22 protein-coding genes and 4 pseudogenes are annotated in these 23,207 nt (G+C 65.8%); 5 read left to right on the top strand and 21 right to left on the bottom strand.

Annotation, left to right across the window (positions count from 1 at the left end; translation table 11 throughout):
• Window positions 1-67 precede the first annotated feature (67 nt).
• The 17 genes and pseudogenes from cloR to J7E91_RS26020 form a co-directional block, all read right to left on the bottom strand.
• Window positions 68-901 carry a bifunctional 4-hydroxy-3-prenylphenylpyruvate oxygenase/4-hydroxy-3-prenylbenzoate synthase gene (cloR, locus tag J7E91_RS26095; protein ID WP_251016262.1) on the bottom strand — a complete coding sequence of 278 codons (834 nt, stop codon included), beginning with the start codon at window positions 899-901 and terminating at the stop codon, window positions 68-70.
• The gene (locus tag J7E91_RS26090) at window positions 898-1,872 is read right to left on the bottom strand and encodes an aromatic prenyltransferase (protein WP_214908809.1); all 975 of its coding nucleotides are present in this window, start codon (window positions 1,870-1,872) and stop codon (window positions 898-900) included. The genes cloR and J7E91_RS26090 overlap by 4 nt, the downstream gene beginning before the upstream one ends.
• Window positions 1,873-2,525: 653 nt before the next feature.
• Window positions 2,526-3,251, bottom strand: coding sequence for a demethyldecarbamoylnovobiocin O-methyltransferase (gene novP, locus J7E91_RS26085; RefSeq protein ID WP_214908820.1), 726 nt, complete (start codon window positions 3,249-3,251; stop codon window positions 2,526-2,528).
• Between the two features lie 128 nt (window positions 3,252-3,379).
• Entirely contained in the window at window positions 3,380-3,655 is a 276-nt protein-coding gene (locus J7E91_RS37095; RefSeq protein WP_308377129.1) for a hypothetical protein, read from the bottom strand.
• Window positions 3,646-3,847, bottom strand: a pseudogene (locus J7E91_RS37090) (helix-turn-helix domain-containing protein); the annotation flags it as partial. The gene J7E91_RS37095 and the pseudogene J7E91_RS37090, both read right to left, overlap by 10 nt.
• A 136-nt stretch (window positions 3,848-3,983) precedes the next feature.
• Entirely contained in the window at window positions 3,984-4,676 is a 693-nt protein-coding gene (locus J7E91_RS26075; protein WP_214908805.1) for a class I SAM-dependent methyltransferase, read from the bottom strand.
• A gap of 168 nt (window positions 4,677-4,844) precedes the next feature.
• Window positions 4,845-5,042 (bottom strand): hypothetical protein, encoded by a 198-nt coding sequence (locus J7E91_RS26070; protein ID WP_214908803.1) that lies wholly within the window; start codon window positions 5,040-5,042, stop codon window positions 4,845-4,847.
• Window positions 5,039-7,069 (bottom strand): carbamoyltransferase C-terminal domain-containing protein, encoded by a 2,031-nt coding sequence (locus J7E91_RS26065; protein ID WP_214908818.1) that lies wholly within the window; start codon window positions 7,067-7,069, stop codon window positions 5,039-5,041. Before J7E91_RS26065 ends, J7E91_RS26070 begins: the two co-directional genes overlap by 4 nt.
• Window positions 7,070-7,352: 283 nt before the next feature.
• Window positions 7,353-8,465: pseudogene (locus J7E91_RS26060) on the bottom strand (nucleotide disphospho-sugar-binding domain-containing protein); the annotation flags it as partial.
• 13 nt (window positions 8,466-8,478) lie between these two features.
• Complete coding sequence (locus J7E91_RS26055) at window positions 8,479-10,062, bottom strand: class I adenylate-forming enzyme family protein (RefSeq protein WP_214908799.1); 1,584 nt, start codon at window positions 10,060-10,062, stop codon at window positions 8,479-8,481.
• 6 nt (window positions 10,063-10,068) lie between these two features.
• The gene (locus J7E91_RS26050; protein ID WP_214908797.1) at window positions 10,069-10,791 is read right to left on the bottom strand and encodes an SDR family NAD(P)-dependent oxidoreductase; all 723 of its coding nucleotides are present in this window, start codon (window positions 10,789-10,791) and stop codon (window positions 10,069-10,071) included.
• 14 nt (window positions 10,792-10,805) lie between these two features.
• Window positions 10,806-11,582, bottom strand: coding sequence for a 3-oxoacyl-ACP reductase FabG (fabG, locus tag J7E91_RS26045; RefSeq protein ID WP_214908795.1), 777 nt, complete (start codon window positions 11,580-11,582; stop codon window positions 10,806-10,808).
• A 153-nt stretch (window positions 11,583-11,735) separates the two neighbouring features.
• Window positions 11,736-12,959: a cytochrome P450 gene (locus J7E91_RS26040; protein WP_214908793.1), complete on the bottom strand. Its 1,224-nt coding sequence runs from the start codon at window positions 12,957-12,959 to the stop codon at window positions 11,736-11,738.
• Window positions 12,960-12,962: 3 nt separating this feature from the next.
• Window positions 12,963-14,762 (bottom strand): amino acid adenylation domain-containing protein, encoded by a 1,800-nt coding sequence (locus J7E91_RS26035; protein WP_214908791.1) that lies wholly within the window; start codon window positions 14,760-14,762, stop codon window positions 12,963-12,965.
• Window positions 14,763-14,930: 168 nt separating this feature from the next.
• The gene (locus J7E91_RS26030) at window positions 14,931-15,146 is read right to left on the bottom strand and encodes an MbtH family protein (RefSeq protein WP_214908817.1); all 216 of its coding nucleotides are present in this window, start codon (window positions 15,144-15,146) and stop codon (window positions 14,931-14,933) included.
• A gap of 291 nt (window positions 15,147-15,437) precedes the next feature.
• The gene (locus J7E91_RS26025) at window positions 15,438-16,397 is read right to left on the bottom strand and encodes a ParB N-terminal domain-containing protein (RefSeq protein ID WP_285439134.1); all 960 of its coding nucleotides are present in this window, start codon (window positions 16,395-16,397) and stop codon (window positions 15,438-15,440) included.
• 102 nt (window positions 16,398-16,499) lie between these two features.
• Window positions 16,500-17,605 (bottom strand): annotated as a pseudogene (locus J7E91_RS26020) (RNA-guided endonuclease InsQ/TnpB family protein).
• Window positions 17,606-17,655: 50 nt separating this feature from the next.
• Between J7E91_RS26020 and tnpA the strand changes: the two are divergent.
• Window positions 17,656-18,084: an IS200/IS605 family transposase gene (gene tnpA, locus J7E91_RS26015; protein ID WP_214908789.1), complete on the top strand. Its 429-nt coding sequence runs from the start codon at window positions 17,656-17,658 to the stop codon at window positions 18,082-18,084.
• 118 nt (window positions 18,085-18,202) lie between these two features.
• Here the strand turns inward: tnpA and J7E91_RS26010 are convergent.
• Window positions 18,203-18,752, bottom strand: a pseudogene (locus J7E91_RS26010) (hypothetical protein).
• A 220-nt stretch (window positions 18,753-18,972) separates the two neighbouring features.
• Between J7E91_RS26010 and J7E91_RS26005 the strand changes: the two are divergent.
• From J7E91_RS26005 to J7E91_RS25995, 3 genes are all read left to right on the top strand, one after another.
• Window positions 18,973-19,407, top strand: a complete 435-nt coding sequence (locus J7E91_RS26005; protein WP_214908788.1) for a hypothetical protein — start codon at window positions 18,973-18,975, stop codon at window positions 19,405-19,407.
• A gap of 24 nt (window positions 19,408-19,431) precedes the next feature.
• The gene (locus tag J7E91_RS36240) at window positions 19,432-19,776 is read left to right on the top strand and encodes a hypothetical protein (RefSeq protein WP_251016260.1); all 345 of its coding nucleotides are present in this window, start codon (window positions 19,432-19,434) and stop codon (window positions 19,774-19,776) included.
• 370 nt (window positions 19,777-20,146) lie between these two features.
• On the top strand, window positions 20,147-20,269 hold the full coding sequence (locus J7E91_RS25995; protein ID WP_214908787.1) for a PmrA: 123 nt from the start codon (window positions 20,147-20,149) through the stop codon (window positions 20,267-20,269).
• Between the two features lie 261 nt (window positions 20,270-20,530).
• Here the strand turns inward: J7E91_RS25995 and J7E91_RS25990 are convergent, their stop codons facing one another.
• The gene (locus J7E91_RS25990; RefSeq protein WP_214908786.1) at window positions 20,531-21,343 is read right to left on the bottom strand and encodes a TetR/AcrR family transcriptional regulator; all 813 of its coding nucleotides are present in this window, start codon (window positions 21,341-21,343) and stop codon (window positions 20,531-20,533) included.
• 87 nt (window positions 21,344-21,430) lie between these two features.
• Between J7E91_RS25990 and J7E91_RS25985 the strand changes: the two genes are divergently transcribed.
• The gene (locus tag J7E91_RS25985; RefSeq protein WP_214908784.1) at window positions 21,431-21,820 is read left to right on the top strand and encodes a VOC family protein; all 390 of its coding nucleotides are present in this window, start codon (window positions 21,431-21,433) and stop codon (window positions 21,818-21,820) included.
• Window positions 21,821-22,367: 547 nt separating this feature from the next.
• On the opposite strand, the gene J7E91_RS25980 is transcribed toward J7E91_RS25985, so the two are convergent.
• Complete coding sequence (locus J7E91_RS25980; protein ID WP_214908782.1) at window positions 22,368-22,781, bottom strand: hypothetical protein; 414 nt, start codon at window positions 22,779-22,781, stop codon at window positions 22,368-22,370.
• A 37-nt stretch (window positions 22,782-22,818) separates the two neighbouring features.
• A complete protein-coding gene (locus J7E91_RS25975) occupies window positions 22,819-23,121 on the bottom strand; it encodes a hypothetical protein (RefSeq protein WP_214908816.1) in 303 nt (100 codons plus the stop codon).
• Window positions 23,122-23,207 lie beyond the last annotated feature (86 nt).

Below are 23,207 nucleotides of genomic sequence, written 5' to 3'. Positions count from 1 at the left end.
CGCCCCTGTGGTGCGGTCCCCCGGGCTGACCGCGTGGTTCGGCCCGGGGGACGTGGCGTCGGCTGTCCTAGCTTGACAGGGCCGGCGTCTGGGGCGGGAGTGCAGGCTCCATGGTCGCGAGGTCGGGGTCACGGGCCAAGGCGGCTTCATGCAGGGGCTGGTAGCTGTTCCAGCCCAGCAGGTGTGAGCCGAGCTGCTGGGCTGTCAGGCGCGCCACCTCGGCGGGGATCGGTTCCGGATTCCCGGCCGCGTCTGCCAGCAGCTGGACACGGCAGCAGGTGTCCAGGAGCGTGAACCACCAGGCGGCGGCGTCGAGTGTCTCTCCGACGGTGACCAGACCGTGGTTCTTCAGCAGGATCGCCTTGTGCCCGCGAAGCTGTTTGGCGATCCTGCGCCCGTCGTCCTTGGCGAGCACCAGACCCGTGTAGTCGTCGAACACCTCGTGGTCCTCGAAGAACGGGCACGCGTCCTGAGTCAGTGGGGGTAGCTTGCGGGCGAAGGCGGAGAAGGCACGGCCGTAGACGGTGTGCAGGTGGATGACGGCCTGGACGTCGGGGCGTGCCCGATGGATCTCGGCGTGGATGTTGAACGCGGCGATGTTCACCCGGCGTTGGCCGTCCACGGTCTCGGCGCTGTCGCCGTCGACCCGGATCAAGTCCGCCGGTGTGATGGTGGAGAAGGGGTGCGCCAGCGGATTGGCCCAGTAGGTGTTGGCGTGTTCCGGGTCGGCGACGGTGATCAAGCCGGCGAGGCCGTCCTGGTCGAAACCGAGGCGGGCGAAGTGCCGCAGCGCGACGGCGTGCCGGAATTTGAGATAGGCGCGGTGCTCAGCGTATGTGTCGAACACTGGCGGGTGACGGAAATAGTCGTCTCCGGGCATGTTCGCCAAAGCCTTGCTCATCGGGCAACTCCCGTGGTCGATCCCGTGTCTTGGTGAAGTGCGCGCAGGTCGTGGTCGCGGCCTTCCTCACCGTGGAAGAAGCAATTCCAGCCGGACAGGATCTCCGCCATGTTGCCGGTGTAGCTGCGTTCGGCCTTGACATAGTCGCCACTGCGACCGAACGACCAGCCGATGACGTTGCACTCCTCCGGATCATGGCTGGGCGCCACCTCAAGGAACCTGGCGATGCGAGCGGGGATGCGTGGTAGCGCGTCCTTGGGGACTTTCAGGGCGTAGAAGCACACCCGCTCGATGTCCCCGCTGTGCAGGTCGAGGGTGATGGCGACGCAGTAGTCCTCGGGCATGTACGCCAGGACCTCCTCCACGACATCCGCGGCAGGTGGTGTGCTGCCGGACAGGGCGTGGATGCGGGCGAACTGAACGGTGTCCAAAGGACCTTGACCGCGGAAGTAGACGTTCGCACTGTGGTGGCGCCAGTCCACCGCTGCGAACCGGATGTGTGCCAGGCCCAGTGCGAGGAAGTCCTTCAACCGAGCCTGCACCGGCGCCGGCAGAGCGGGAACGGAGAGGATGTCCTCGGCCGGCCGCAGGCCGCCGAAGTACAGCCATGTCTTGACCATCCCCCGCCCGGCGTCGAAGTCGCCCGACTGTACCGGCGCGCCGCCGTAGAGGCCGCTCCAGGCGTCCACGATGGGCAGGGTCGGATGTGCGGCGTCCAGCAGCCCCGCGTCGATGGCCCGGCTGACGGTGTCCATCTTGAGGCGAGAGAAGAACCGGTACGACAGTTGGTCTCCAGGCTGGCTGGTGGTCTTCCATAAGGTGGCGCTCTGGGCGAAGTTGTCACGGAAGGTCTCGAGGACGGTGTCGATAAGACGGTGGGCAATGGGCGCGCCGATCGCGGCAGCGGTAGCGCGTACATCGGCGCGGAAGCGTTCGCAGTCGAATTCTTGATCTATCGGGAGAGCAGGCATGACTTCCTCCGTCAGTCCTGGCCGCCTATGGGCATGGCGGCAAATCGCTGAGGCCAGGGCGTTCCATTAGATGTACGGCGCAAAACGCCATGAGTAGCGCTCTCACGCGAGCGCCCACAGACCGTCGGTCTCTACTCCTATCAAATCACCGCGCAACCCAAAAAGGGGTCTTCCTGTCGGATCCGTGGGTGCAGGGCTCCGTCGTTCTGGCGGTCGGTCAGATAGGGCCGGTATGGGCCTGATACCCAAACTCGGCCGTGATGGTGATGGATCGGCAGGTACACGCGCAGGCACGCCGTCTGCGCGGTCCTGGCCGGCGCGAAGTCCCTCACCGCGATCGCCAAGCGGGCCGCAGACGCCTCTGAACAGCTCCTTCTCCACGGCATCACCGGCGCAGAACTGTTGTTGTCGTTGGCTTCTGCGCAGTTGACCGGCGGGGATCATCTGGTGTCCTTGGATCGGCTGCGGGCCGATACCGCCGGGCAATGCCTGGCGTCGGCGCCAACCCCGGCCTCAACCACCGCGGCGGGGGTGGCTGGCCGGATCACCCCGCGGCATCTGGCCGTGGACCCCCGTGATCCGGCGCGACAACCGGTCAATTACTATGCCCGGCAACCGAAACCAGCATCCCACATTGATCAACTATCTGTGAATTACCCGGTGCGCTGCCAGTAAACACCGTCGCGGTCGATCTTGATCAGTTCGTCGGCAATGTCAAACCTCGCGCGGTATTCGTCCACCGCGTCTTTGCACGGCGGGCACATCATGTAGTCGTCGACGATGACGTAGCCACCGACGGACACCTTCGGGTAGAGATTGATCAGGGTATCCCAGGTAGATTCATACAGGTCCCCGTCCATCCGCAGTACGGCGAGCGAGTCGATCGGCGCGGTGGGCAGCGTGTCCTTGAACCAGCCGGCGAGGAACCGGACCTGCTCGTCGAGCAGGTCGTAGTTGCGGAAGTTGCGCCGGACCTCGTCCTCGGACACCGCGAGCACCGAATTTCGCCGATGCAGCGCCATCTTCCGGTCGCCTGCATGGCCGTCCTCACCGACGTCAGGAATGCCCTGGAAGGAGTCAGCGACCCACACAATCCGGTCGCGCACGTCGTGGGCGCGCAGAATTCCCCGCATCAAGATGCACGCTCCCCCACGCCACACCCCAGTTTCCACGAGGTCACCGGGGACATTGTTGCCAATAACATCCTCGACACATTGCCGAATGTTTTCGAGGCGTCTAATTCCGATCATCGTGTGCGCGTTCGCCGGCCAGTCGCGTCCCTCGTTGCGGACCTCTTCCCGGTACGTTGAATCGCGATGGGAGAAGTTTTCCCGGTGCGCGGGATCCTCATACACCGTCCCGGCTAGCACCTTGATCATGAGGTCCAGATACAGCGATGAGTCGCTGCTCGTTCCTTGCGTGGTTTCTTCGGGCTGAGATTGGGATAGTGTGTTTGTCACCCTAACTACGATAGGTGCCACCCCCAGCCGGGTCTAGGTGCCTCGGCTCAGAAGTTTCCACCTACCGTGCTTACGCCTTCAGCTCGACGAATCCGTAGCTGATTACTTCGGGCGCGATCCTCACTGCCGAGTCCGCGGTCGATGAATATTTTCGATAATCTCGCGGCCCGCGCGTGCGCCATCGGCGTGTTCAAAACGTTCTGTAAATGCACCTTCCAGGGCTCTCGCTGCTCTCGCCAAACCCACTCGATACCATATTTCTTTATGTAGCCGCCGTCTTCGAGTTCTTCCCGGACGCCGATCTTCTCGAGCAGGTGGTCCACGCCTTCGGCGTGGCGAGCAGGGCACGAATCCGTTGGCCCAGGCGGGGACTGCCCAGCCACGGGCTGGCCGCTGCGGGGCCGGTCCGGCAGCCCGGTGACGCCTTCGACGTCGTGGCGGGGGATCCACCGCCGTACCGTGTGCGGATCGTAGTGCAGCAACGCGGCGATCTGGGTGGCGGGCATCCCGCTGGCGAGGACCTCGTCGGGGTGATCTTGTGTGGAAACTCGATCAAAACCCTGACGAGGTCCTCCTATATGGACCTATCAACTCGGGCGAGTTACGGACAAAACTTCCGCAACGTGCTTAGCAGCAGGACCGACCAGCCACTCAGGCAGCGGCCCGACGGGCAAAGCACTTGACCGTGGGAACGCCGTAGCCCTGGTCATCGACCCAAACTCTCTGCTCGGACACCGGCGTCTCACTGGCCGCCTGGGCCAGGGCCTCGCGGTAGTCCTGGAGCCGGGGCGCGTGATGGTGAGCCAACGCCCAGACGGCCTGCATCTCCGAGTCCCAAGGCCGCTGGTTCAGAAACTGGAGCCACGTCCGGAACTGGGGCTCGTCGAAGTCGCTCGGATTCATGAAGGAGCAGTTGAGGATCGCCCCCCCTGGCTTGACCAGGCGCAACATGGTGGAGAACGCCGCCGAGAGTCGGGTGAGCCGGTGGAACGCATGCCGCGAGACCACCAGATCCGCTTTCTCGAGCAGATCCTCCATACCGGCCAGGAGCTGCGCATCCCCGTGACGGAACTCGAGCGCCTTGCCCTGCTCGGCGGCATACCCTCGGGCAATACGGACCATGTCCTCCGAGAGGTCGATACCGACCAGCTTCAGCGAGGGGAACCGGGAGCTGAGGATGATCTCCAGCTCCCCCGAGCCACAACACAGGTCGACCACGGTCTGTCCATCGGCGATGCCGGCACCGACCAGCAGGTCCACGAACTCGTTGTACATGTGAAACGCCCGGGAGCCCATCCGGTGAAAGGCTTCGGCCTCGGACCCCGTAATCGGTTCAATCTTCATCTCGATATCCCTTGCGGTAGTTGTCGCTGCAGCCTTCCCCGGCCCGGTGGCCGTTCGCCTGGGCCATCAGCTGCCTCACCAGAGCGCGGTCCAGCTCCGGTACAGCTGACTCTCCCGACGCGTTCCTCGAACGCACATTGATTCTCGGTGTAGTTTCCATCAGTCACGTCAGTCATAACTGCCGCTTCCTAGCCGGGAGTTACACCGTTCACGGTACAGACCCGACATCGCCACACCCGCCGGCCGCTGGTCCCAGACGTTGTTCAGCGGCATCGCCTCGGCGAGGGCATTCGAACGGGCGCCGAAGGCGGTCATCCGTTCGGCGAGTCGGGACAGTTCGGCGTTCAGCTCCTCACACTCCCTCACAGGCTCTCCTTTTCCGGCTTCACGGGACCGATGATGACGAAGCGCTCCTGCCACAGGCCATAAAGCTCGGTCAGGAGTTCTCCGGTCAGCTCGACGCCGAATCGGGCCAGCGGGGTGACACCGTCAGCATGCATCAGCAGGTCGTACATCGCGGCCGAGATCGTCGCATGCGGACCGGCGGTGTAGTCGAGGTAGATCTCGTGCGAGACCCCGGGAACGCCCGGCTCGTCCGCCGACACGCGAGCGAGCCGGCGAACGAGCTTCGTCACCGGGCGGAAACCGACGGTGAAGTCCTCCAGCGCCAACGGCAGCTCGGTCCGCCTGCGAACCACGAAGTCCTCGATCACGAGCACGTCGAGGCTCGTCGTGAGGTAGCTCGCGAGTACGTCCTCGACGGACTGCACGATCGGCTCCGCGTTGTTGTTGAACGACGTGTTGAGCAGCACCGGGGTGCCGGTCAGCTCACCGAAGCGCGTGACGAGCCGGTGGAACCGCGGGTTCGTCTCTTTGGTGACGACCTGGACGCGAGCGCTACCGTCGACGTGGGTCACCGCGCCGAGCAGCTCCCGGCGGTCCGCTCGCACCTGCACGACGAACGACATGAAGTCGTGGTGTCCCAAGGTCTCCGGCAGATCGAAGTAGTCCGCGGCCGACTCCGCAGTCACGGCCGGGGCGAACGGGCGGAAGCTCTCGCGCTTCTTCACCATGGCGTTGATGCGCGTCTGGTTCTCCTTGGGGCGCGCGTCGGCAAGGATGCTGCGGTTGCCCAGCGCACGCGGCCCGAACTCCGAGCGGCCATGCGCCCAGCCGATCACCTCGCCGGCGGCGAGCAGGTGCGCGGTGGCCTCGACGATGTCGTCGGGACGCTGGACGTCGACGAGCAGGCTCCACGACTTGAGCGTCCGCTCCAGCGAGTCGAGGTCACCCAGATCCGGGCCGAGGCTCGCGCTCGTCAGCCGCGGCAGCGGCCACGCGCGTTCGCCGCGTTCCCACGCGACAACGAGTGCGGCACCCTCGCTGGATCCGGCGTCATGCGATGCCGGATGGATGAACACCTCGTCGAACAGACCGGAGGCGAGGATGCGGCCGTTGAGCGTCGAGTTGTGGGCGACACCGCCACCGAACGCCAGGTTCCGCAGGCCCGTGCAGCGTGCCCAGTGGCCGAGCACGTGCATCGCAATCTTCTCGGTGGTTTCCTGCATACTCGCCGCAAAGTCCATGTGCGCCTGGGTGAACGGTTCACCGCGACGACGGGGTTGCAGACCGTGCTCCCGGAGGGTCGTGGTCATCTTGTAGACCACTCCCCCACGCGGGACCAGCTCGTACGTACCGTTTGGACCGAGCGAGTACAGCGTCGAGAAGACCTCACGATAGGTGGACGGGTCGCCGTACGGGGCGAGGCCCATCACCTTGTACTCGTCGCCGAAGCCGTAGCCGAGGTGGCGGGTCCCGTACAGGTAGAACATGCCGAGCGACTTCGGCACCGGGTACGACGCGATCTCAAGCAGCTCGGCCCCGTTCGACCGGTAGATCGTGGCGCAGTTTCGCTCACCCGCCCCATCCATGACGACGACCAGTGCCTCGCTCATGCCCGACCGGTAGTACGTCGACATCGCGTGCGCCAAGTGGTGCGGCACGTAGTGGAGGATCTCCGGCGGAGCCGCCCAGCCGAGGTCGACGCGAAGACGCTCCAGGATCATTTCGCGCGAATACCGCGTCGGCACCCTCGGGTGGTCGGTGTAAAGCTGCTGGAATATGTCGTCGAAGAAGTCCTCGGTGAAGTAGTAGCCAATCGCGTCGACATCCGCCGGAGTCGCACCCGCGATGGCGAGGCATTCCCGAATCGCGTTGCTGGGAAACTTCGTCGTCTTCTTTATCCGGTTGAGCCGCTCCTCCTCCACCGCCGCAACGAGAACTCCGTCGTGGACCAGTGTGGCGGCAGCGTCGTGCATGTAGAGCTCGTTGAGGTTCGGCACCACATCGGCGCCCGCTGCGGACACATTCCCGTTCAGGCCAAGAATTAGCATGTCGTTCCAATCTGCGAGCACGGCGCTCACCTTTTCGAGCAGCAGCGCGAGTGTGAGCGAATCCACCCGAGGCTCACCAGTGTTGCGGTGGCAGACGTCACCGCACCCGCCGGCCGCTGGTCCCCCATCGGTTGAGGTGCCGAGGAAATAGTTTCATGTAACCGCCAAAGAACGAGCTTTCACGCGATGATCATTGATCGGCCTGTCCGCCCGTACCGGCACAATCCAAATCGTTGGTCGGATGGAGATCCTGCCTACTGTCCTGGTCGTGACCGAGGACCAGTGCCGCCAGGTCCTCGGCCACCTCGGTCGGGTTCGGTCGGCTCACGTTCTCGTCGGCGAGTCGGCGTGAGATCGCGCGGTGCGGGCCGTCTCCGGTGATCAGCGCGCAGGCCGCTTTGATCCGCGCCAGGTCATCGGTGTCGTGCGGCAGGCTCGTGCCCGCGCCGACGGCGGTGAGTCGCTCCGCATTGGTGAAATGGTCGGCGAAGTGCGGGACGACCAGTTGCGGCACGCCGAACGACGCCGCCGCCATGGTGCTCCCGGAGCCACCGTGGTGCACGATCGCCGTGCAGGTCGGCAGCAGGTCGCACAGCGGGGTCCGTGCGGCACGCACGCCGTCGGGCAAGTGACCCAGCAGCGGCCGGTGGCTCTCGTCGATGGCGATGACCACCTCTTGGCCCAAGGCCACCAGTTCATCCAGCAGCAGCCGCCACAGCGGTGCGACGTGCGGATCACGCCGGGGCAGGGACGTGCCTAGGGTCAGGCATACCCGTGGCCGGGCCGACGGCCCGGCCAGTAGCCAGTCGGGCACGCTGGCCGGGCCGTTGTAGGGCACATACCGCATGGGCATGGTCGCCACTGCATCCGAAGGCTGGAGGCTGTCAGGGCACACGTCGATCGTCCTGGCCGGTTTTCCCAACGGGGACAGCCCGCGTACTGCCAGATCGGTGTCCAGGGCCGCAGCCGCGGCGCTCAGCAGTCGCTCCGGCGGGATCAGGCCGTAGGAGTGCCGCACCCAGGGCACGCCGGCATTCGTCGCTGCGGCAGGCCCGGCCAGCTCCATGGGTTCGGCGATCACCAGGTTCGGGTGCCACACGTCAACGAGTGCACGGATGGCGGGCAGCGCTCGGATACCGGCCTCGGCGCACCGGTGGCCGGTACTCTCGGCCGGGCTCACCGGACCGCCGAACGGGCCCGCCGGTTTGAACAGCTCGACCGGGTCAATCGGGTCCAGCACGGCCGCGCCAGGCAGTCCGGCTCCGGTCACCACCGGGAGGAACTCACGGTCGGTGGCGACCAGCACGGTGTGCCCGGCCGCCTGTAGCGCCCAGGCGAGCGGCACCATGGGAAACAGGTGGCCGATACCGGGCAGGCTCGTAAACAGCACTCTCATCGAATGACTCACCTCACCTGTCCACCAGCACGTCCGGGCTCTCACCGCGAGCCTCAGCGCTGACCTCACGGATCCGCAGCCGATCCACCTTCCCAGTGTTGTTGATCGGGAACTGCCGCCAGCGCACGAACCGGATCGGAGCGTGCGTCGGGGTCATGGCCTGCGCGACGTGGTCGCGCAGAGCGGCGAAGCTCGGGGCGCCGTCGGTGCTGAGCACGACGGCGGCGTGCAATTCCTCCATCAGATCCGGCCGACGGTGGCCGTACACGCACGCATCCACCACGCCGGGACAGCCGACGAGCACCTTCTCCACCTCGGTCGGACTGACTCGCGTGTCCTGCACTTTGACCGTCTCGTGCATCCGGCCGAACAGCCGCACATACCCGCGTTCGTCAACGGAGCCGAAGTCGCCGGTATGCACCCAGCCGTCCCGGACCACCCGCGCGGTGTGCTCAGGATCGGCGACATAGCCGGCCATGGCCTCCGGGCTGTGCACCACCACCTCGCCGATCTGGTTGACCGGCAGGTCTCGTCCTGTTTCCGGGGCGCGGATGGCGATGGTGACCCCTGGCATCGCCTGGCCCACGGTGGCCAGCAGTTCCGGACGGTCGTGGTCGGCCGCGCGGAGCACTGTGATCCGACCGGCCTCGGTAGAGCCGTAGGACTGGGCCAGCACGCCAGGCAACACTGTGGCCGCCTCCTGCAGGCGTTCCGGCGATGCGGGGCAGCCGAGGTACAACAGGTGTCGCAACGAGGACAGGTCCGCGGTGCGAACATCAGGGTGGTTGAGGATCGCGTAGAGCTGCGCCACGCCCATGAACGTCTCGGTGATCCGGTGCATCGCGACATCTCGCAGGAAGTCGGCGGGATCGAACTTCTCACGCAGCAGCACGCTCCCGCCGGCGGCCAGCACTGTGTCGACGATCATTGCGACTGTTTGGCTCACCGCGGTCAGTGTCAGGAAGGTTGGCCGGGGATGCATGGCCCCGCCGAGTGCCGACGCGTTCCACGACCGGAACGATCTGCACACGCCCTTGGGTTGACCGGTGGTGCCGCTGGTGTAGAGCACCATTGCCAGCCCGGGTGCCTGGGGCGCGAATTCCACCGACACGTCCTCGACCGGCCGACCGTCGACAGTCACCGTGCCGGACGCCGGATGACCGAGGCCGCACAGCACCAGCTTGTCCGGAACCATCTCGTGGATGGTCTCGGCGACCTGAGAGTTGCATTCGTCGAAGACGAGCACTGATGCGCCTGCTTCACGCAGCATCCGGACCCGGGTGGTCACCGGCAGGTCGTGCGTTACGGTGCCGTGGTTGGCGCCGGTGATGTACACGACCGAGGCGCCCACCAAGTGTGCGGCATAGCGGACGATCAACATCCATGGGCTGTTCACCTGGGTCAGGATGGCCACCGCGTGGTCGTGTGCCACACCTGCCTCGCGCAGTGCCGACGCGACCCGCTGTACCGATCGGTGGAGCTCTGTGCCGGTGATTACCGTGTCCCGCCACCGGATAACCGGTCGCGCGCCATCCCGGGTCGCCTCGTCGAGGATGCGGGTGACGTAGTGCTCCGGTCCGTGGTCCTTGTTCGCCACCAGTGACTACCTTTCGCGATGTAGAGGTACTCCCGCTTGGGGAACGGCGACGTAGATCTCCTGCCCGGTGATTCCGACAGCTTGCTCGTTGACCAGAAACTCCGTCAGGTGCGCGACCCCGTCCGCGTAGGAGCCCGCGCTGTCGTTGACTGCCGGTTGGTCCGCCGGGGCCCGGCTGTCGACCGCGCAGTCGGCCGGTGCGATGAGGTTCACGGTGATACCGGACCTCGCCAGCTCCAACGCCGCGGACCGGGTGAAACCGATCAACCCGGCCAGCACGGGTTGGAGGGTGCGCCAGGCATTTTCGCTGACGTCGACCGGCTCGGTGACGATGATGATCCGCCCCCACCGGTGGTGCAGTAGCTGGCCGGCCCCAGCCTGGCAGCATACAAATGCCGAGCGCAGCGCCCGTCGTACCACGGCATAGCGCTGTTCGTCCGCGAATTCGTCCTCGGGTAACCCGTCCGACACCGGCCCCAGTCCGACGCAGGTGACCAGCACGGTCGGGCTACTCAGCGCGGTACGCACCTGGTCGAAGGCGACGCCGACCGACCTGGCGTCGGTCAACTCGGCCTCTACCGTGATGCACCGCCTGCCGGACTCCTCGATCCACCTGACAGTTTTGTTGTCGGCCGCCGTGAATGCGGTGTCCAGCAGGGCGACGTCAAAGCCCCCCGCCGCCAACCTGAGCGCGACCGCGGGCCCCGTGTGCTCGCTGCCGCCGGCCACGACCGCGACTCCTGTCATCGCCGACCACCTTCGATGTGGATGGTCTCCCCGGTGAGGTAGCCCGATTCCGGCCGGGTGACAAAGGCCACCGCCGCGGCGATTTCCTCGGGCGTCCCGATCCGGCCCACGGCCGAGGACATCGCCGCCTCCAGCAGGACCGTGTCCCGATCCACGCCGAGTCGTTCGGTCAGCTCGTCCACCATCGGCGTGGCCACGAAGCCCGGTGCGATCGCATTGACCGTCACGCCGTGCGGACCCAGTTCGGCCGCGAGCGTACGGGTGAACCCGGCGATCGCGCCCTTCGCGGTCGCATAGTTGGTCTGACCGGCATTGCCGCGCGCGGCAACAGAACTGAAGTTGATGATCCGGCCGTGCCCCTGCCGGCGCATGTGCCTGCCGACCGCGAACGAACATCGCATGGTGCCACCGAGGTTGACGTCCAGGACCGTGTCCCACTCCTGGTCGCTCATGGTGAGTAGCAGCCGATCCTGGTTGACCCCGGCGCAGTTCACCAGCACGTCGACGTGACCGAACTCCTCGACCGCCGAGGCGACCGTAGCCGTCACCGCGTGAGCTACGGCGACGTCGCAGCCGAGCCCGCTGGCCCGTCCGCCAGCCGCGCGGATGGCTGAGACCGTGGCTGTGGTGTCCTGTTCGGCGCGGTCCACGACGATCACCGCCATGCCCTCCGAGGCAAGGCGCTCGGCCGTGGCCGCGCCGATGCCCCGGCCGGCTCCGGTGACCATCGCGACCGGCTCGTAAGCCACTGCGGATGCGGCGGGCCCGGTCATCGGGTTGCGCTCCGCGGTTGGCGCGCCAGCCAATTCCGCTCGATGTACGCAAGGCAGACTGCCCGGCGATCTAAGCAGAACTCGGTGCCTTGCCCGTCCTCGAACGCGTTGGCCGCGTTGGCAGTGCTCGTCATGCGCACGTCCCCCCGACCTTCAGGCCGTGATCTTGATCGGCAGTGAGCTCATCCCGTGCAAGATGCTGGAGTAGATCCACCGCTCTTCGCCGATCTGCTCCAGGTCGCCCACCAGCCGGCGCAGCCCGTCGAGCACGGCGTAGACCTCCATCCGGCCGAGGTAGTGGCCGAGGCAGTAGTGCGAGCCGTAGGCGAAGGTGAAGTGCTTGTTCGGGGTGCGGGCGAGCTTGAACTCGTCCGCCGCATCGAAGACGGTCTCGTCCCGGTTGGCCGAGGAGATCCACACGCTGACCACATCACCGGCCTTGATCTGCTGGCCGTTGATCACGACGTCTCCGGTTGCCTTCCGGCCACCGTGCAGCGACGGCACGGTCCAGCGCAGTGCCTCCTCGGTCGCCGTGTTCAGATCGACATCGCCGTTCTTCAGGGCGCGCCACTGGTCGGGGTTCTCGATCAACGCGAGGATCGTGCCGGTGATGGCGTGCCTGCCGGTCTCGTCGCCGCCGATCATCAGCCCGTAGCAGTTGGCCATCTGCTCGGCTGCATTGAGCGGATCGCCGTCGATCCGGCAGTTCGCCAGCAGGCTGACCATATCGCCCCGGTCACTACCACGACGCTCCTTGAGCAGCTTGCTGAAATACAGAAGAATCTCATTCTTGGCGACCCAGCTCTCCTCAGGAGGTTCGTCCGCGTAGTCCGTGCTCCACGCGTGCGAGGTCAAACCAAGCAGGTATTTCCGGTCTGCCTGGGGAATTTCCAACAGGTCGCAGATGGCGCCCAGCGGCACGTTCGCCGAGATGTCCTGCGCGGCATCGCATTCGCCTCGACCCAGCGCTGCCAGCAGCAGCTCGTCAACAGTTTCCCGCAACGAGTTGGCGATCAGGTCGAGCATCTGCGCCGAGAAGCCCTTGGATAACAAGTTGCGCAACTGGTGGTGGCGCACACCGTCGGTGACCGCGAGCATGGCGCCCGAGGCCGAGTCACCGCCGGTCAGCAAGGTGGCCAGCGCGTTACCGTGCTCCGTGGTGAAGCGCGCCTTGTCCTTGTACACCTCGTTCACGTCGGCATGGCGGCTGATCACCCAGAAGCCGGGCTGCTCACCCCGTGGTTGCTGCCAGTACATCGGCCGATTGGCCCGCAGGTAGCGGAAGACCGCATCGAGCTCGTACTCGGCGTGCAGAATCGGCGAGGCCAGGTCGATCTGTTCGAGTTCATTGGGGGACACCGTGGGACGGGTACTCATCTCTCACTCCCCGAGGGCCGCTATCGCGGCCAGCTGCTCGATGGTCGGGTGGTCGAGCACGGTCCTCGGCAAGAGCGTCAAGCCGGCTTGCCGCGCTCGCTGAATGAGGTTGACAGCCAAGATACTGTTCCCGCCCAGTTCGAAAAAGTTACTGCGAACGTCGATCTCGACAAGGTCGAACAGGTCTCGGAAGATGTCACACAGGATCTTCTCGGAAGGAGTTCGCGGCCCCTGAACGACGGGCCGGGTCGTCCTGACCGGCTCCGGCAGCCTGGCTCGGTCTGTCTTTCCGCCCGGAGTCAGGGGAACGGCGTCGATGGTCGCGAATATCGACGGCACCATGTAGTCGGGCAGGAAGCGGCCGGCGTGCTCACGTAATTCGCCCGCTGCGGGCGTGGTGCCGTGCGTCGGCACCACGTAGGCCACCAGCTGCGGCCCGTCGGCCGCGTCGGCCCGCAGCACGGCCACCGCCTGCCCCACGTCCGGATGTTGGCTGAGCACCGACTCCACCTCTCCCAGCTCGATTCGGAATCCGCGCAGTTCGACTTGATCATCGATCCGGCCGTGGAAAAGGATGTCGCCGTCGGCCCGCATGGAGGCCAGATCGCCCGTGCGGTACATCCGTTCGCCGTCGGCGGCGAACGGGTTGGCCATGAACAGCTGCGCGGTCAAGTCAGGGCGGTTGAGGTAGCCCCGCGCCAGCCCGGCGCCGCTGAGGTACAACTCGCCGATCTCTCCGACCGCGGCCGGCCGTAGTTCGTCGTCGAGGATGTACGCGGACACGCCCGGAATCGGCCGGCCGATGGTGACCTCGTCCGTCGGGGTGAGCGGGCCGGTCATGGTCGCGCACACGGTGCACTCGGTCGGACCGTAGGCGTTGATCAAGAGGCGGCCTGGCGCCCACTGTTCCGCCAGGCCGGCCGGGCACGCCTCGCCGGCCACCACCAGCACGCGCAGGTCCGGCACCGCGTCCGGGGACATGGTCGCGACCGCGGCAGGCGGCAGCACCGCGTGGCTGACCCGGCCATCCTGTAGGGCCTTTTGCAGCGGGGCACCGGCCAGTGCGTCCGTTCCCGACAACACCAAAGTGGCACCGGCGGTAAAAGCGGCCAGCAGCTCGGTCACATAGGCGTCGAAGCTCGGCGACGCGAACTGGAGCACCCGGCTGTCCTCGTTGACCTGCATCGTGGCGACCTTGGCCGCGGCCAAGGCGGCCAACCCGGCACTGGTCAGCGCGACGCCTTTCGGTCGGCCTGTCGAGCCGGAGGTGTAGATCACATAGGCCAGGTTCGTCGCGGCGAGCGGGCCACCGCGTTCGTCCTCTGTCATGTCGGTGTCGGGCAGTGCGTTGAGCATGGCAGTCCGCTTGGCCGAGTCCAGCACCAGCTGCGGCACCCCGATGTCAGCAGGCAGCTTCGGGACAGCGCCCCGGATGGTGCACAGCAATGCGGGCCCGGCATCTGCGAGCAGGTACGAGATCCGCTCCCGCGGGTGGTTGACGTCCACCGGCAGGAACGCCGCGCCGGCCTTGGCCACGGCAAGGACGCTGATCACCATGTGACTGGAGCGGGGCAGCGCCAGTGCCACCAGACGGCCCGGGCCTGCCCCCTCGTCGAGCAGCAGTCGGGCCAGCCGGTTCGCCCTGGCGTTCACCTCGTCGTAGGACAGGATCTCGCCGTTCGAGACAATCGCCGGACTGCTCGGCCGACTGCGTACCGTCCGCTCCCACAGTTCGGCCAGCGTGGCCAATTCCGCCCGTGTTGTCGCCGACTGATTAGAAGCCTTGTTCAGAGCGTTGAACAAACTTCCCCCTTAAGTAAGTCTCCATGCCATTGGAACGTACTCCCCGGATGACCGAAGGAGAATGCGGCACGAACAGGTGACTTCCGAGACAGCTTGCACCGATATCTATCTCGACGACACTCCGAGCGCTGGGAAGTATTGCCGAATCGTCTTGTGAATGAGCAGATTCTACGCGCCGCCCATTGCCCGCTGCAGGCTCAACGGTCGCATGTCCGTCCACTGCTCATTGACGTAATCGAGGCACTGTTGCCGCGACGCCTCGTCGAGAATGACAGTCCACCCATCGGGAACATCGGCGAACGCAGGCCACAGAGAATGCTGTCCCTCGTCATTGACCAGGACGAGATAGGCGCCGTTCTCGTTCTCGAACCGGTTCGTCGCCATTACGAACACCCCCAGAAGTTCCTTCACGCGGTCGCTCCTACCTCGAAGAAGCGGCGTCTCGGAGAATACTCATCCGCCTTCTCGAACACCACCGCCACAGCACGCTCACGTACCTTGCGGGTGCCGCGAAGACCGAGCCGTCTTTCCATCCTCTGCATCGCACCGGGGCGGTTCAAGATGCCGATCCCGGCCCGGTGACCACGGTCGGCGTTCGACCGTGGGGTGGTGTTCAACCGTATGGTTCGAGCAGTTGAACATCCCGCAGCCACCGGATGGGACCGTATTCCTCCGTCAGGCGGCGTCCCGGCCTGCGAGCTGGTCGGCTAGATGCTGCCATGCCGCGGCGCACTCTCGGGCCATGTCGACCACCACGGTCCGACAGTGTTCCGGCACGCCGTCCGTGATCTGGGCGATCTGCTCGACGCTGGCCGGGGCGGAGCCGTCGAGCAGGCGGAGCAAGAGTCGGCCGAGGTCGGTGAACCGCAGCGATGGGTCCTTGCGCAGGCTCTTCAGTACGCGGCTATAGTCTGGGATGCTCCGCTGCGTCGCCGCGGCCGGGCGCAGTTTCGTAACCGCCTGCTGCCGGGCGGTTATCGCTGGCTCCCCTCGCCGCAGTCTGGCGCGCACATCGCTGGCGGTACCCACCGAAATCCCCGCTGCTTTGGCTACTTCGCGAATCGACACGTTCGGATTCTGGGCCAGCAGGTCGCCGGCGCGCTGCCGTCCGTCCGTGCCGTCGTTGGGTCGGCTTCGGCCATCCTGCCCGATTCTGCGCTCGACCGTGCCGGCGGTGGATGACGACCTCAAAGACGCGACAGTGCTGGCCGCCAATCCGGTGGTCCGTGCGATCTTGCGGTCGGACCAGTGCGGGTGCGACTCCATGATCAGCGCGGCGGCGGATTTACGCTCATCCATCGTCAAGGGCAGGCCGTGCGCACGATTCAGCTCGACCGCGAGGACGAACAAATCGGCTGGGGAACCATCGACGAAAACGACCTCGATGGATTCGTCGCCACGTAAACGAGCCGCCCACAGTCTGTGCATTCCGTCGATGACCCGCCGCGTCTCACGGTGGACGACAATCGGCGGCAGGATCTCCTCCGTTTCGACCAGCGCACGAGTGTGTTCGGTACTTTCGCCGGACCGCAGTAGTTCAGACGGCGGCAATAACGAACCTATCGAAACCCGTTCCCCTTTTCCGATTTTTTCAGGCGAAACAGACATTATCCCCTCATCGCCGCTGTTACTCATATGACCCCCATAGGACATAATGATCTGACCCGGATCAGCGTGTTCGAGAGCGAGGTCTCCGTCTCTGCAGTCTGGCATCCGCGCGGGGAGCCATCAATTAGATCAACCTGGACGCGCCCCTCTGGCTCGCCGCGTCGCCGGTTGACGGAGGTGTGGAATACAGCGGCACCATGCTCCGACTGTCCGACCGGCCCGGCCTGGGGGTTCAAGGTCTGAGCACTTCTCAGTCAGGCCGCACTCGGAGCATTGCCGGCTGGTGTACGCCGGATCGGCGTACACCAGCGGCACCCCGGCCCGGCGCGCCTTGTACTCAAGGAAGGAGCCGAGCTGGTGGAAGCTCCACGAGTGCAGTTGTGTCCGCTGGTCCTTGCGCAGCCGTACCCGTTCGCGGATGCCCGTGAGGTCTTCCAGGGCGATACCGCGTCCGGTGCGTTCAGCGGTGGTGACGATCTTCTTCGAGATGATGTGGTTGATGTTCGCGGCGTGCCGTGCCTCTTTGCGGCTGCGGTGCTTGAGCCAGCGTTTGGCGGACTGGGTGCCTTTAGCCTGGAGCTTGCGACGCAAGTCGAGCTGCCGTTTGCGGTGCCGGTTCAGGCCGCGCCCGGCGGCCCGGTAGCCGGTGGACGTGGTGGCGATGTTGACGATCCCGAGGTCCACACCGATGAACCCGGACGGATTCTCGTTGAGCGGGGCCTGGGGGACATCACAGACCGCGATCAGGTAGAACACGCCGTCGCGCTCGATCAGATCCGACTCACCCTTGCGGTACTCGCGGAGCATCTCGAGTGCGTCGGCGGAGCACGCGAAGCGGACGTTCTTGAGGCGTCCGGCGGTGGTCCAGATGCTGACTGTCCGCGCGTCGTACTGCCAGGACAGGCACCGGTCGCCGTACGGGTGCGCGACATCCGGCCGGAACGCGACCGGCTTCGACGCCGCCCTGACCCTGCGCTTCGATCCCGGCTTGCCCAGGTTTCCCGCCCGGATGTTCGCCTTCAACGTGGTGTGGGCGTCGCGGACCTTTTTGATCGTGTGCTGCGCCGCCTGCGCCCCGAGACCGGCCGTTTTCAGATCAGCGTAGGTGTGCTTCCGCAGCTCGACTCACGCGGCACGCCGCGCTCGAACGCCACTTCGGGCACCCGGTTGGCCCGGTCGCTGACCGTGTGCAAGGTCGCACTGACAGCGGATGTCTGTGCGGCATCCGGCACCAGTTCGACTTACGCGACGATCTTCACGCGGATCATCGTACTACAGTTGATCTATGTCACCACGATGGGAGCCAAACCCCAATATCCACAGGGGCCGCACAGTCGTCTACACCCTCCATGCCCACTTGGTCTTCACACCCAAGTACCGGCGCGGACCGCTCACCGACAAGATCCTTAGGCGCTGCGAGGAAGTCATGCGGTCCGTCTGCGCCGACTTCGAAACCGACCTGGTCGAGTTCAACGGAGAACGCGACCACGTCCACCTCCTCGTGCACTACCCACCGAAGGTCTCCATCTCCAAGCTGGTGGGCTCTCTCAAGGGCGTCTCCGCCCGCAGGCTTCGCCAGGAGTACCCCGACCACATCCGCAAGTACCTGTGGGGCGCCCACTTCTGGTCACCCTCATACTTCGCGGCCTCCTGCGGCGGAGCACCGTTGTCCGTCATCAAGGAGTACATCGAGCAGCAAAAACGCCCGTCGTGACCTGCATGTCAGAGCAGTCCAGGGAAGCGATTCCTCCCGGGCCTGAAGGCCCGGGGCTCCTCGCTAGATCCCGCTGAACCCTTCTCGGTAACGACTCGTGACGGGGCGTGATCTTCGGTCAGGTGGTGCGGTCGTGTTCCAGCTGGAGCAGGACGAGGGCGGCGCGGGCGATCCGGCTGATGGCTCCGGGGTCGAGGCTGACCCTGCGGAGGGCCTTGAAGGTGACCGGGCGGTGATGAACTGCACGTTCCCGCCGTGGTGCTTGTGCTTGCCCGACCACCACAGGTCGGCCTTGTTCGGGCCCGGGGCGGCGACGGGTTCGGTGCGGATGACGGTGCCGTCCAGGTTCAGATGCGTGTATCCGGCGGCGGACGCCCGCTCCAGCGTGGTGGACAGGTCCGGTGCGTGGTCGGCGAGCACGGTCAGCCCTTCGTGGAGGTAGCGATAGGCGGTGGGCACCGATATGGCGTTGTCCCGGGCGAGTTGGACAGTCTGGCCCCGTCGACGAACCAGCGCAGCACCAGGACGCCCTGCTTGAAGACGCCCAAGGCGCGGGTGCCGTTGCGGGTGCCGAGCCGTTCGCGGTGCTCACGCAGGAGTCGGGCCAGGGTCTCGGCGGTCTCCCTGCTGACATCGAGCGTGGCGGTGTAGGTGATACTGGTCAACACGTGAAGCCTCTGGAAGTACGGAACTGGATCTTGGTAGACCTGTTCCTACCAGGGGCTTCACCCATATCTGACGTTGGGTCACCCGTCAGCCGACGGCACCGATCCGACCGCCGTCACGCACCGTCACCGTCACGTTTGCCGAGAAGACCTCAATGCGCTATAGGCATCTGGCGAATCACTTCTCCCCATCCGCACACCGGGCGGCCCAGGAAACGCCGACATGGAGATCCGAGACAAGCCCGGCATCCCCTACCCCAACGCCATTCACATTCCCGCCCGCGAAGGGAAGCGGGCACGCACTGTCCACGGCTTCCAAGAACCCGAAGGCGATCTCGGCTGGTTCGGCCAACTCCTGGCCCGGACCGGCGCTGCAAACGTGACCGGTCTGGCCGGCGGAGGACCACACGCCACCCAATACCTCACCACGCGCCAAGGACGACAGCACTACGACGTGCCTACCTTCGCCGCCACGTCAAGCGTTGACGACGTAGACATGCAAGTCGGCGGCACGGACCACGTCTTCCGTATGGGGTTCGTACGCATCGAGGCGTTATCCGGCATCGCCGAGCACCTGTACGAACTCCTCAAGAAACGCCGACCGGCAGATGGAACGGACCGATCTCCTTCCACGACGACGGCACCGTCATGGCCCTGAGCGGCGCTGACGACTTAGGGGTGGATGCTCGCCGGCGAACCGGCACCGACCGGACCCGCCCGCCGGGGCGCCAAGCCGCCCGTCTTCCCCGTCGCGGCGATCGACGACCCGGCACTGCCAGAGGTGCTGGCCGAACTGGCGGCAGCCAGGGCGGACGAGATGGACGCCGACACGGTCAACCGCGAGCTGTCCATCGCGCGCAAGGCGACGATCGGCATCGAGCGGCGGCCGGCACCGCCGGACCGCACCAAGGCCCTCGCGGAGCATCAGATCGCCGCCCTGTGGCGCCTGGAAGTCGCCCTGCGGGAAAGACGTTCTGGAAGATGCTTTACGAGTCCGCCGCACGGGCCGATGAGGTGCTGTGCCTGAACGTGGAGGACCTGTACCCGCAGGACAAGCGCGGCAGGATCACCGCCAAGGGCCGGGGCGACCGAGTGGATTCACTGGCAGTCCGGCGCCGCCCAGCTCCTGCCCCGCCTCATCGCCCGCCGTACCCCCGGCCCGCTATTCGTCACCGACCGCAAGGCCCCGGCCGGAACGCCAACCCTCGACGTGTGCCCGGAGACCGGCCGGGCCCGGCTCTCCTACCGGCGGGCTGAGGAGATCTTCGAGGAGAACACCCGGCTGCTGGCCAACCCACTCGCCTCCCCGGACGACATCGAGGACCTGGACGGCTGGACACTCCACCAGCCGTCACAGTGCCCTGACACACGACGCCGAAGGCGGCACCTTCACCCCGATGCTGCTGGCCCGCTCCGGCCACGCCTCCGTCCGATCCCTGGAGCGCTACGCCCGCCCCGGCGTCGACGCTGTCGCCCGGCACGTTGCCGAACGCGACCCCGCCGCCCGCCGCAGTCGGTGAACCTCCAGAACCTACCGGCGTGTTACATGCTCCCCGGTGTCCGAGCTAGGACTACAGGGCCGAGAGGCCTGCGGGTTCATGGAAACTGAAGGTACTTCAACGCGAACCCGCGGGTGTGGCCCCCTTGCTGCTGGGCGATGAGCCCGCGGGTTCGTACTCAACTCGCTGGACTGGTGAGGCTGGTTGCACCACCCTGCTCGGAGAGAGTCAGACCTCCTCATCGAGTTCCCCAGCCGGAGTATCGGCGACAGGTGCTCCGGCTCACGGGGCAATGGCGTCGTGCCGGTGCGATGGAGTCGATGTCTTCGCGTCTCCGCTTCGGTCGATCAGAGCGGCGAAGGCGTCGAGGACGCGTTGCAGGCCGAAGGCGTAGACGTGGTCGGGGTCGTAGGCACTGCTGTGTGCGGCGCCTGCTGCTGCGCCGACGCGGACGGCAGTGGGGTAGGCATTCTCGTCGAGGACCCGGGCGAGGAGTGGGGCGTTCAGCTCCCACCATTGTTGGTCGTTCAGGGCGCTGTCGTGCTGTGCGGCGCGGGCGTCGGCGACGGCGCGGGCGCATGCCTGCACGAAGGTGAGTAGGTGGGTCAGGCAGTCATCCATCTCGACGTCGCTGAGGCCGAGGCCGTCGAGCCCAGACAGTTCGTGCTCATACTTTGACATCTGCCCCGGCCCCAGCGGAGGCCTGACGGTGGAGACGGCCGCGGCCCATGGGTGGCGTTCGAAGAGGGCTTTGTTCTCCTCGGCGATAGCGGTGACGCGTTGGCGCCAGGGCTGTCCAGTGGTGTCGGTGCGGGGCATGCGGGCGTAGGCGGCGTCGAGCATGAGGTCGAGGAGCTCGGCCTTGCCGGGGACGTAGGTGTACAGCGTCATCGGCACCACGCCGAGTTCCTTGGCTACCCGGCGCATGGTCACCGCGTCCATGCCTTCAGCGTCGGCGATGGCGGTGGCAGCCTCGACCACCGCATCGATGCTCAGCCCCCGTCGCGGTCCTCGGCGACGGTCAGAGGAGGAGCCGCGCCACAGCAGTTGCAGGGTGCGGGCCGGGTCGCCCGAGCTGGTTCGTTCCTTTGGCACGGGGGCATCCTCTCGCAATCGAACTCTGTACAGTGTATATTGTACTGCGTATAGAGAATCTGCTCAGTGTGATTGTGGAGGAGTTTCATGAAGATCACCTCTAGTGCCGTGTCGCTCAACGTTGACGATGTCTCCGCCTCCAGCGCCTTCCTCGTCGAGCACTTCGGGTTCCGCGAGGAGATGGCCGCCGACGGCTTCGCGTCCCTGACGCGCGACGACGTCGGCATGAACGTCATCTTTTTGCGGCGGGGGCTGGACACCCTCCCGGCAGACCAGCGCGACGAGCACACCGCAGGTCTGATCCTTGCCTTCGTCGTCGAGGACCTCGAAGGCGAGCTGGCGCGCCTGCGCTCCGAAGATGTCGCGATCACCATGCCGCTGACCGACGAGGAGTGGGGCGAGCGTGCCTTTCAAGTCCGCGACCCCAATGGCGTCATCGTCCAACTGGTTGACTGGAACGCACCAACCAGCCGCTGAGACAACCGGCGGCGCCGCCCCAAAGCGATGACGCTCAGCCAGGGTCACAGGGGCGCCGCGAGGGTGAGGCCCTGACCTGTTGTTGAGCCCCTCAAATCAAGTAGAGAACGCGAGGGGCCCTGGAGATTTTCGAATTTTCGAGGAGCCTCAACAGGGCCGACCTCGGCGGCCTGCTCCAGCAGGGCCCGTGCGGAAGCCGCGCGTGCGCGTCGTTCTCGCGGTGTAGGTTCTCGCTGCCCGTGTCATCGGGAGCTCCTCTGACCTGGGTGTCCCTCGGGCGTCTCACGCCTTGTCACCCGATGGAGTCTCAGCTCCGTGTCATTCTCCTCGCCGCTTCGGGCGGAACCGCCCGGAGCGGCGAGCCTCTGACCTGCGCTGTGTCACGGGGATGTCAGAAATGCCATCGGGATGACATCGCGCACTGAGAAAGTGACACGGAGCCGGCGAACGTACAAGCGGTTGTAGGATCTCGCGGCTCGTGTCATAGAGCACAGCTCTGACCAGCGGGTTTCTGAGCTGTCTCAGCCCGTGTCCGCCCGCCCGTGTCTCAGGTCCGTGGCATTTCTTCAGGACCGATATCAGCAGCCATCCGCTCCGCCCAGTCGCGCACGGTCACGGCATGCTCGATGCGGCTGACGATGTTCTTCTTGGATGCCGCATCCAAGGTCTCCGGGATCTTGTCGAAGGTGTCGGGAAGGACATCGAGCAGGCCCCAGATCTGTTCGCCGGTTCTGACGTTCAGCAGTAGCTGGCACCTCCACTGTGGCGACACCTCCGGACGGTGGCGGAGCCGGTGCACGAGTGTCGGGAACAGGTAGTGCGTCGCTTCCGCGGCGAGGTGCTCTTGGAGCCAGTCGACCGGGAGTCGCTGGCTGAAGCCGCATGTGACGGCCTCCCGTTCCAGGTTCAGAAGCTGAGCGGTGTCGACGGCTCGGACGGTGCGTGGAAGGGCCGAGGTCATGTCGAGATGATGGCAGAGGCCTCGGATGGCCGATGGATCAACGAAGGTGAGCTGTGATGCCCTGTCGGGCGATGTCCCAGACTTCGTCGAACTCCTCCTGGGTCAGCTGCTCCGGATCGTGGCCTTCCCACTCCGAAACAGGCAGTTCTGCGGTGAGTCCGTACTTCTTCTCGTAGTCGGCCAGGGTTCCGGCGTCCCGTGCCCGCTGCCATTCACGCAGGGATGCCGCGGCAAGCGGGGTCTGTTCCGGTCCGTGCAGCTCAACCTGCCGAGTGACCCAGCCCTCGGCATCGACCTCGAAGAAGAACCAGATGTCTTCCTCGTTCCAGTAACAGCGCATCCAACGCATCACCAGACCATGATGACCGTGCTTGCCCGCCAGCCTCAGCGGCGATCGAATTCTGTTAGTACTGCAGCCGCGGTTAT

Source organism: Streptomyces sp. ISL-99 (assembly GCF_018614005.1).
GTDB lineage: Bacteria > Actinomycetota > Actinomycetes > Streptomycetales > Streptomycetaceae > Streptomyces > Streptomyces flavidovirens.
The sequence above is the reverse complement of the archived record's forward strand: the minus strand, read 5'-3'. Positions and strand labels throughout refer to the sequence as shown.

Bases quoted from the DNA above. Each gene is read 5' to 3' on its own strand.
- cloR (WP_251016262.1), bottom strand. From the start codon at position 901: ATGAGCAAGGCTTTGGCGAACATGCCCGGAGACGACTATTTCCGTCAC.
- J7E91_RS26090 (WP_214908809.1), bottom strand. From the start codon at position 1,872: ATGCCTGCTCTCCCGATAGATCAAGAATTCGACTGCGAACGCTTCCGC.
- novP (WP_214908820.1), bottom strand. From the start codon at position 3,251: ATGATCAAGGTGCTAGCCGGGACGGTGTATGAGGATCCCGCGCACCGG.
- J7E91_RS26075 (WP_214908805.1), bottom strand. From the start codon at position 4,676: ATGAAGATTGAACCGATTACGGGGTCCGAGGCCGAAGCCTTTCACCGG.
- J7E91_RS26065 (WP_214908818.1), bottom strand. From the start codon at position 7,069: ATGCTAATTCTTGGCCTGAACGGGAATGTGTCCGCAGCGGGCGCCGAT.
- fabG (WP_214908795.1), bottom strand. From the start codon at position 11,582: ATGACCGGGCCCGCCGCATCCGCAGTGGCTTACGAGCCGGTCGCGATG.
- J7E91_RS26040 (WP_214908793.1), bottom strand. From the start codon at position 12,959: ATGAGTACCCGTCCCACGGTGTCCCCCAATGAACTCGAACAGATCGAC.
- J7E91_RS26030 (WP_214908817.1), bottom strand. From the start codon at position 15,146: ATGGCGACGAACCGGTTCGAGAACGAGAACGGCGCCTATCTCGTCCTG.
- J7E91_RS26025 (WP_285439134.1), bottom strand. From the start codon at position 16,397: ATGAGTAACAGCGGCGATGAGGGGATAATGTCTGTTTCGCCTGAAAAA.
- tnpA (WP_214908789.1), top strand. From the start codon at position 17,656: ATGTCACCACGATGGGAGCCAAACCCCAATATCCACAGGGGCCGCACA.
- J7E91_RS26005 (WP_214908788.1), top strand. From the start codon at position 18,973: ATGGAGATCCGAGACAAGCCCGGCATCCCCTACCCCAACGCCATTCAC.
- J7E91_RS36240 (WP_251016260.1), top strand. From the start codon at position 19,432: ATGCTCGCCGGCGAACCGGCACCGACCGGACCCGCCCGCCGGGGCGCC.
- J7E91_RS25995 (WP_214908787.1), top strand. From the start codon at position 20,147: ATGCTGCTGGCCCGCTCCGGCCACGCCTCCGTCCGATCCCTGGAGCGC.
- J7E91_RS25985 (WP_214908784.1), top strand. From the start codon at position 21,431: ATGAAGATCACCTCTAGTGCCGTGTCGCTCAACGTTGACGATGTCTCC.
- J7E91_RS25980 (WP_214908782.1), bottom strand. From the start codon at position 22,781: ATGACCTCGGCCCTTCCACGCACCGTCCGAGCCGTCGACACCGCTCAG.
- J7E91_RS25975 (WP_214908816.1), bottom strand. From the start codon at position 23,121: ATGCGCTGTTACTGGAACGAGGAAGACATCTGGTTCTTCTTCGAGGTC.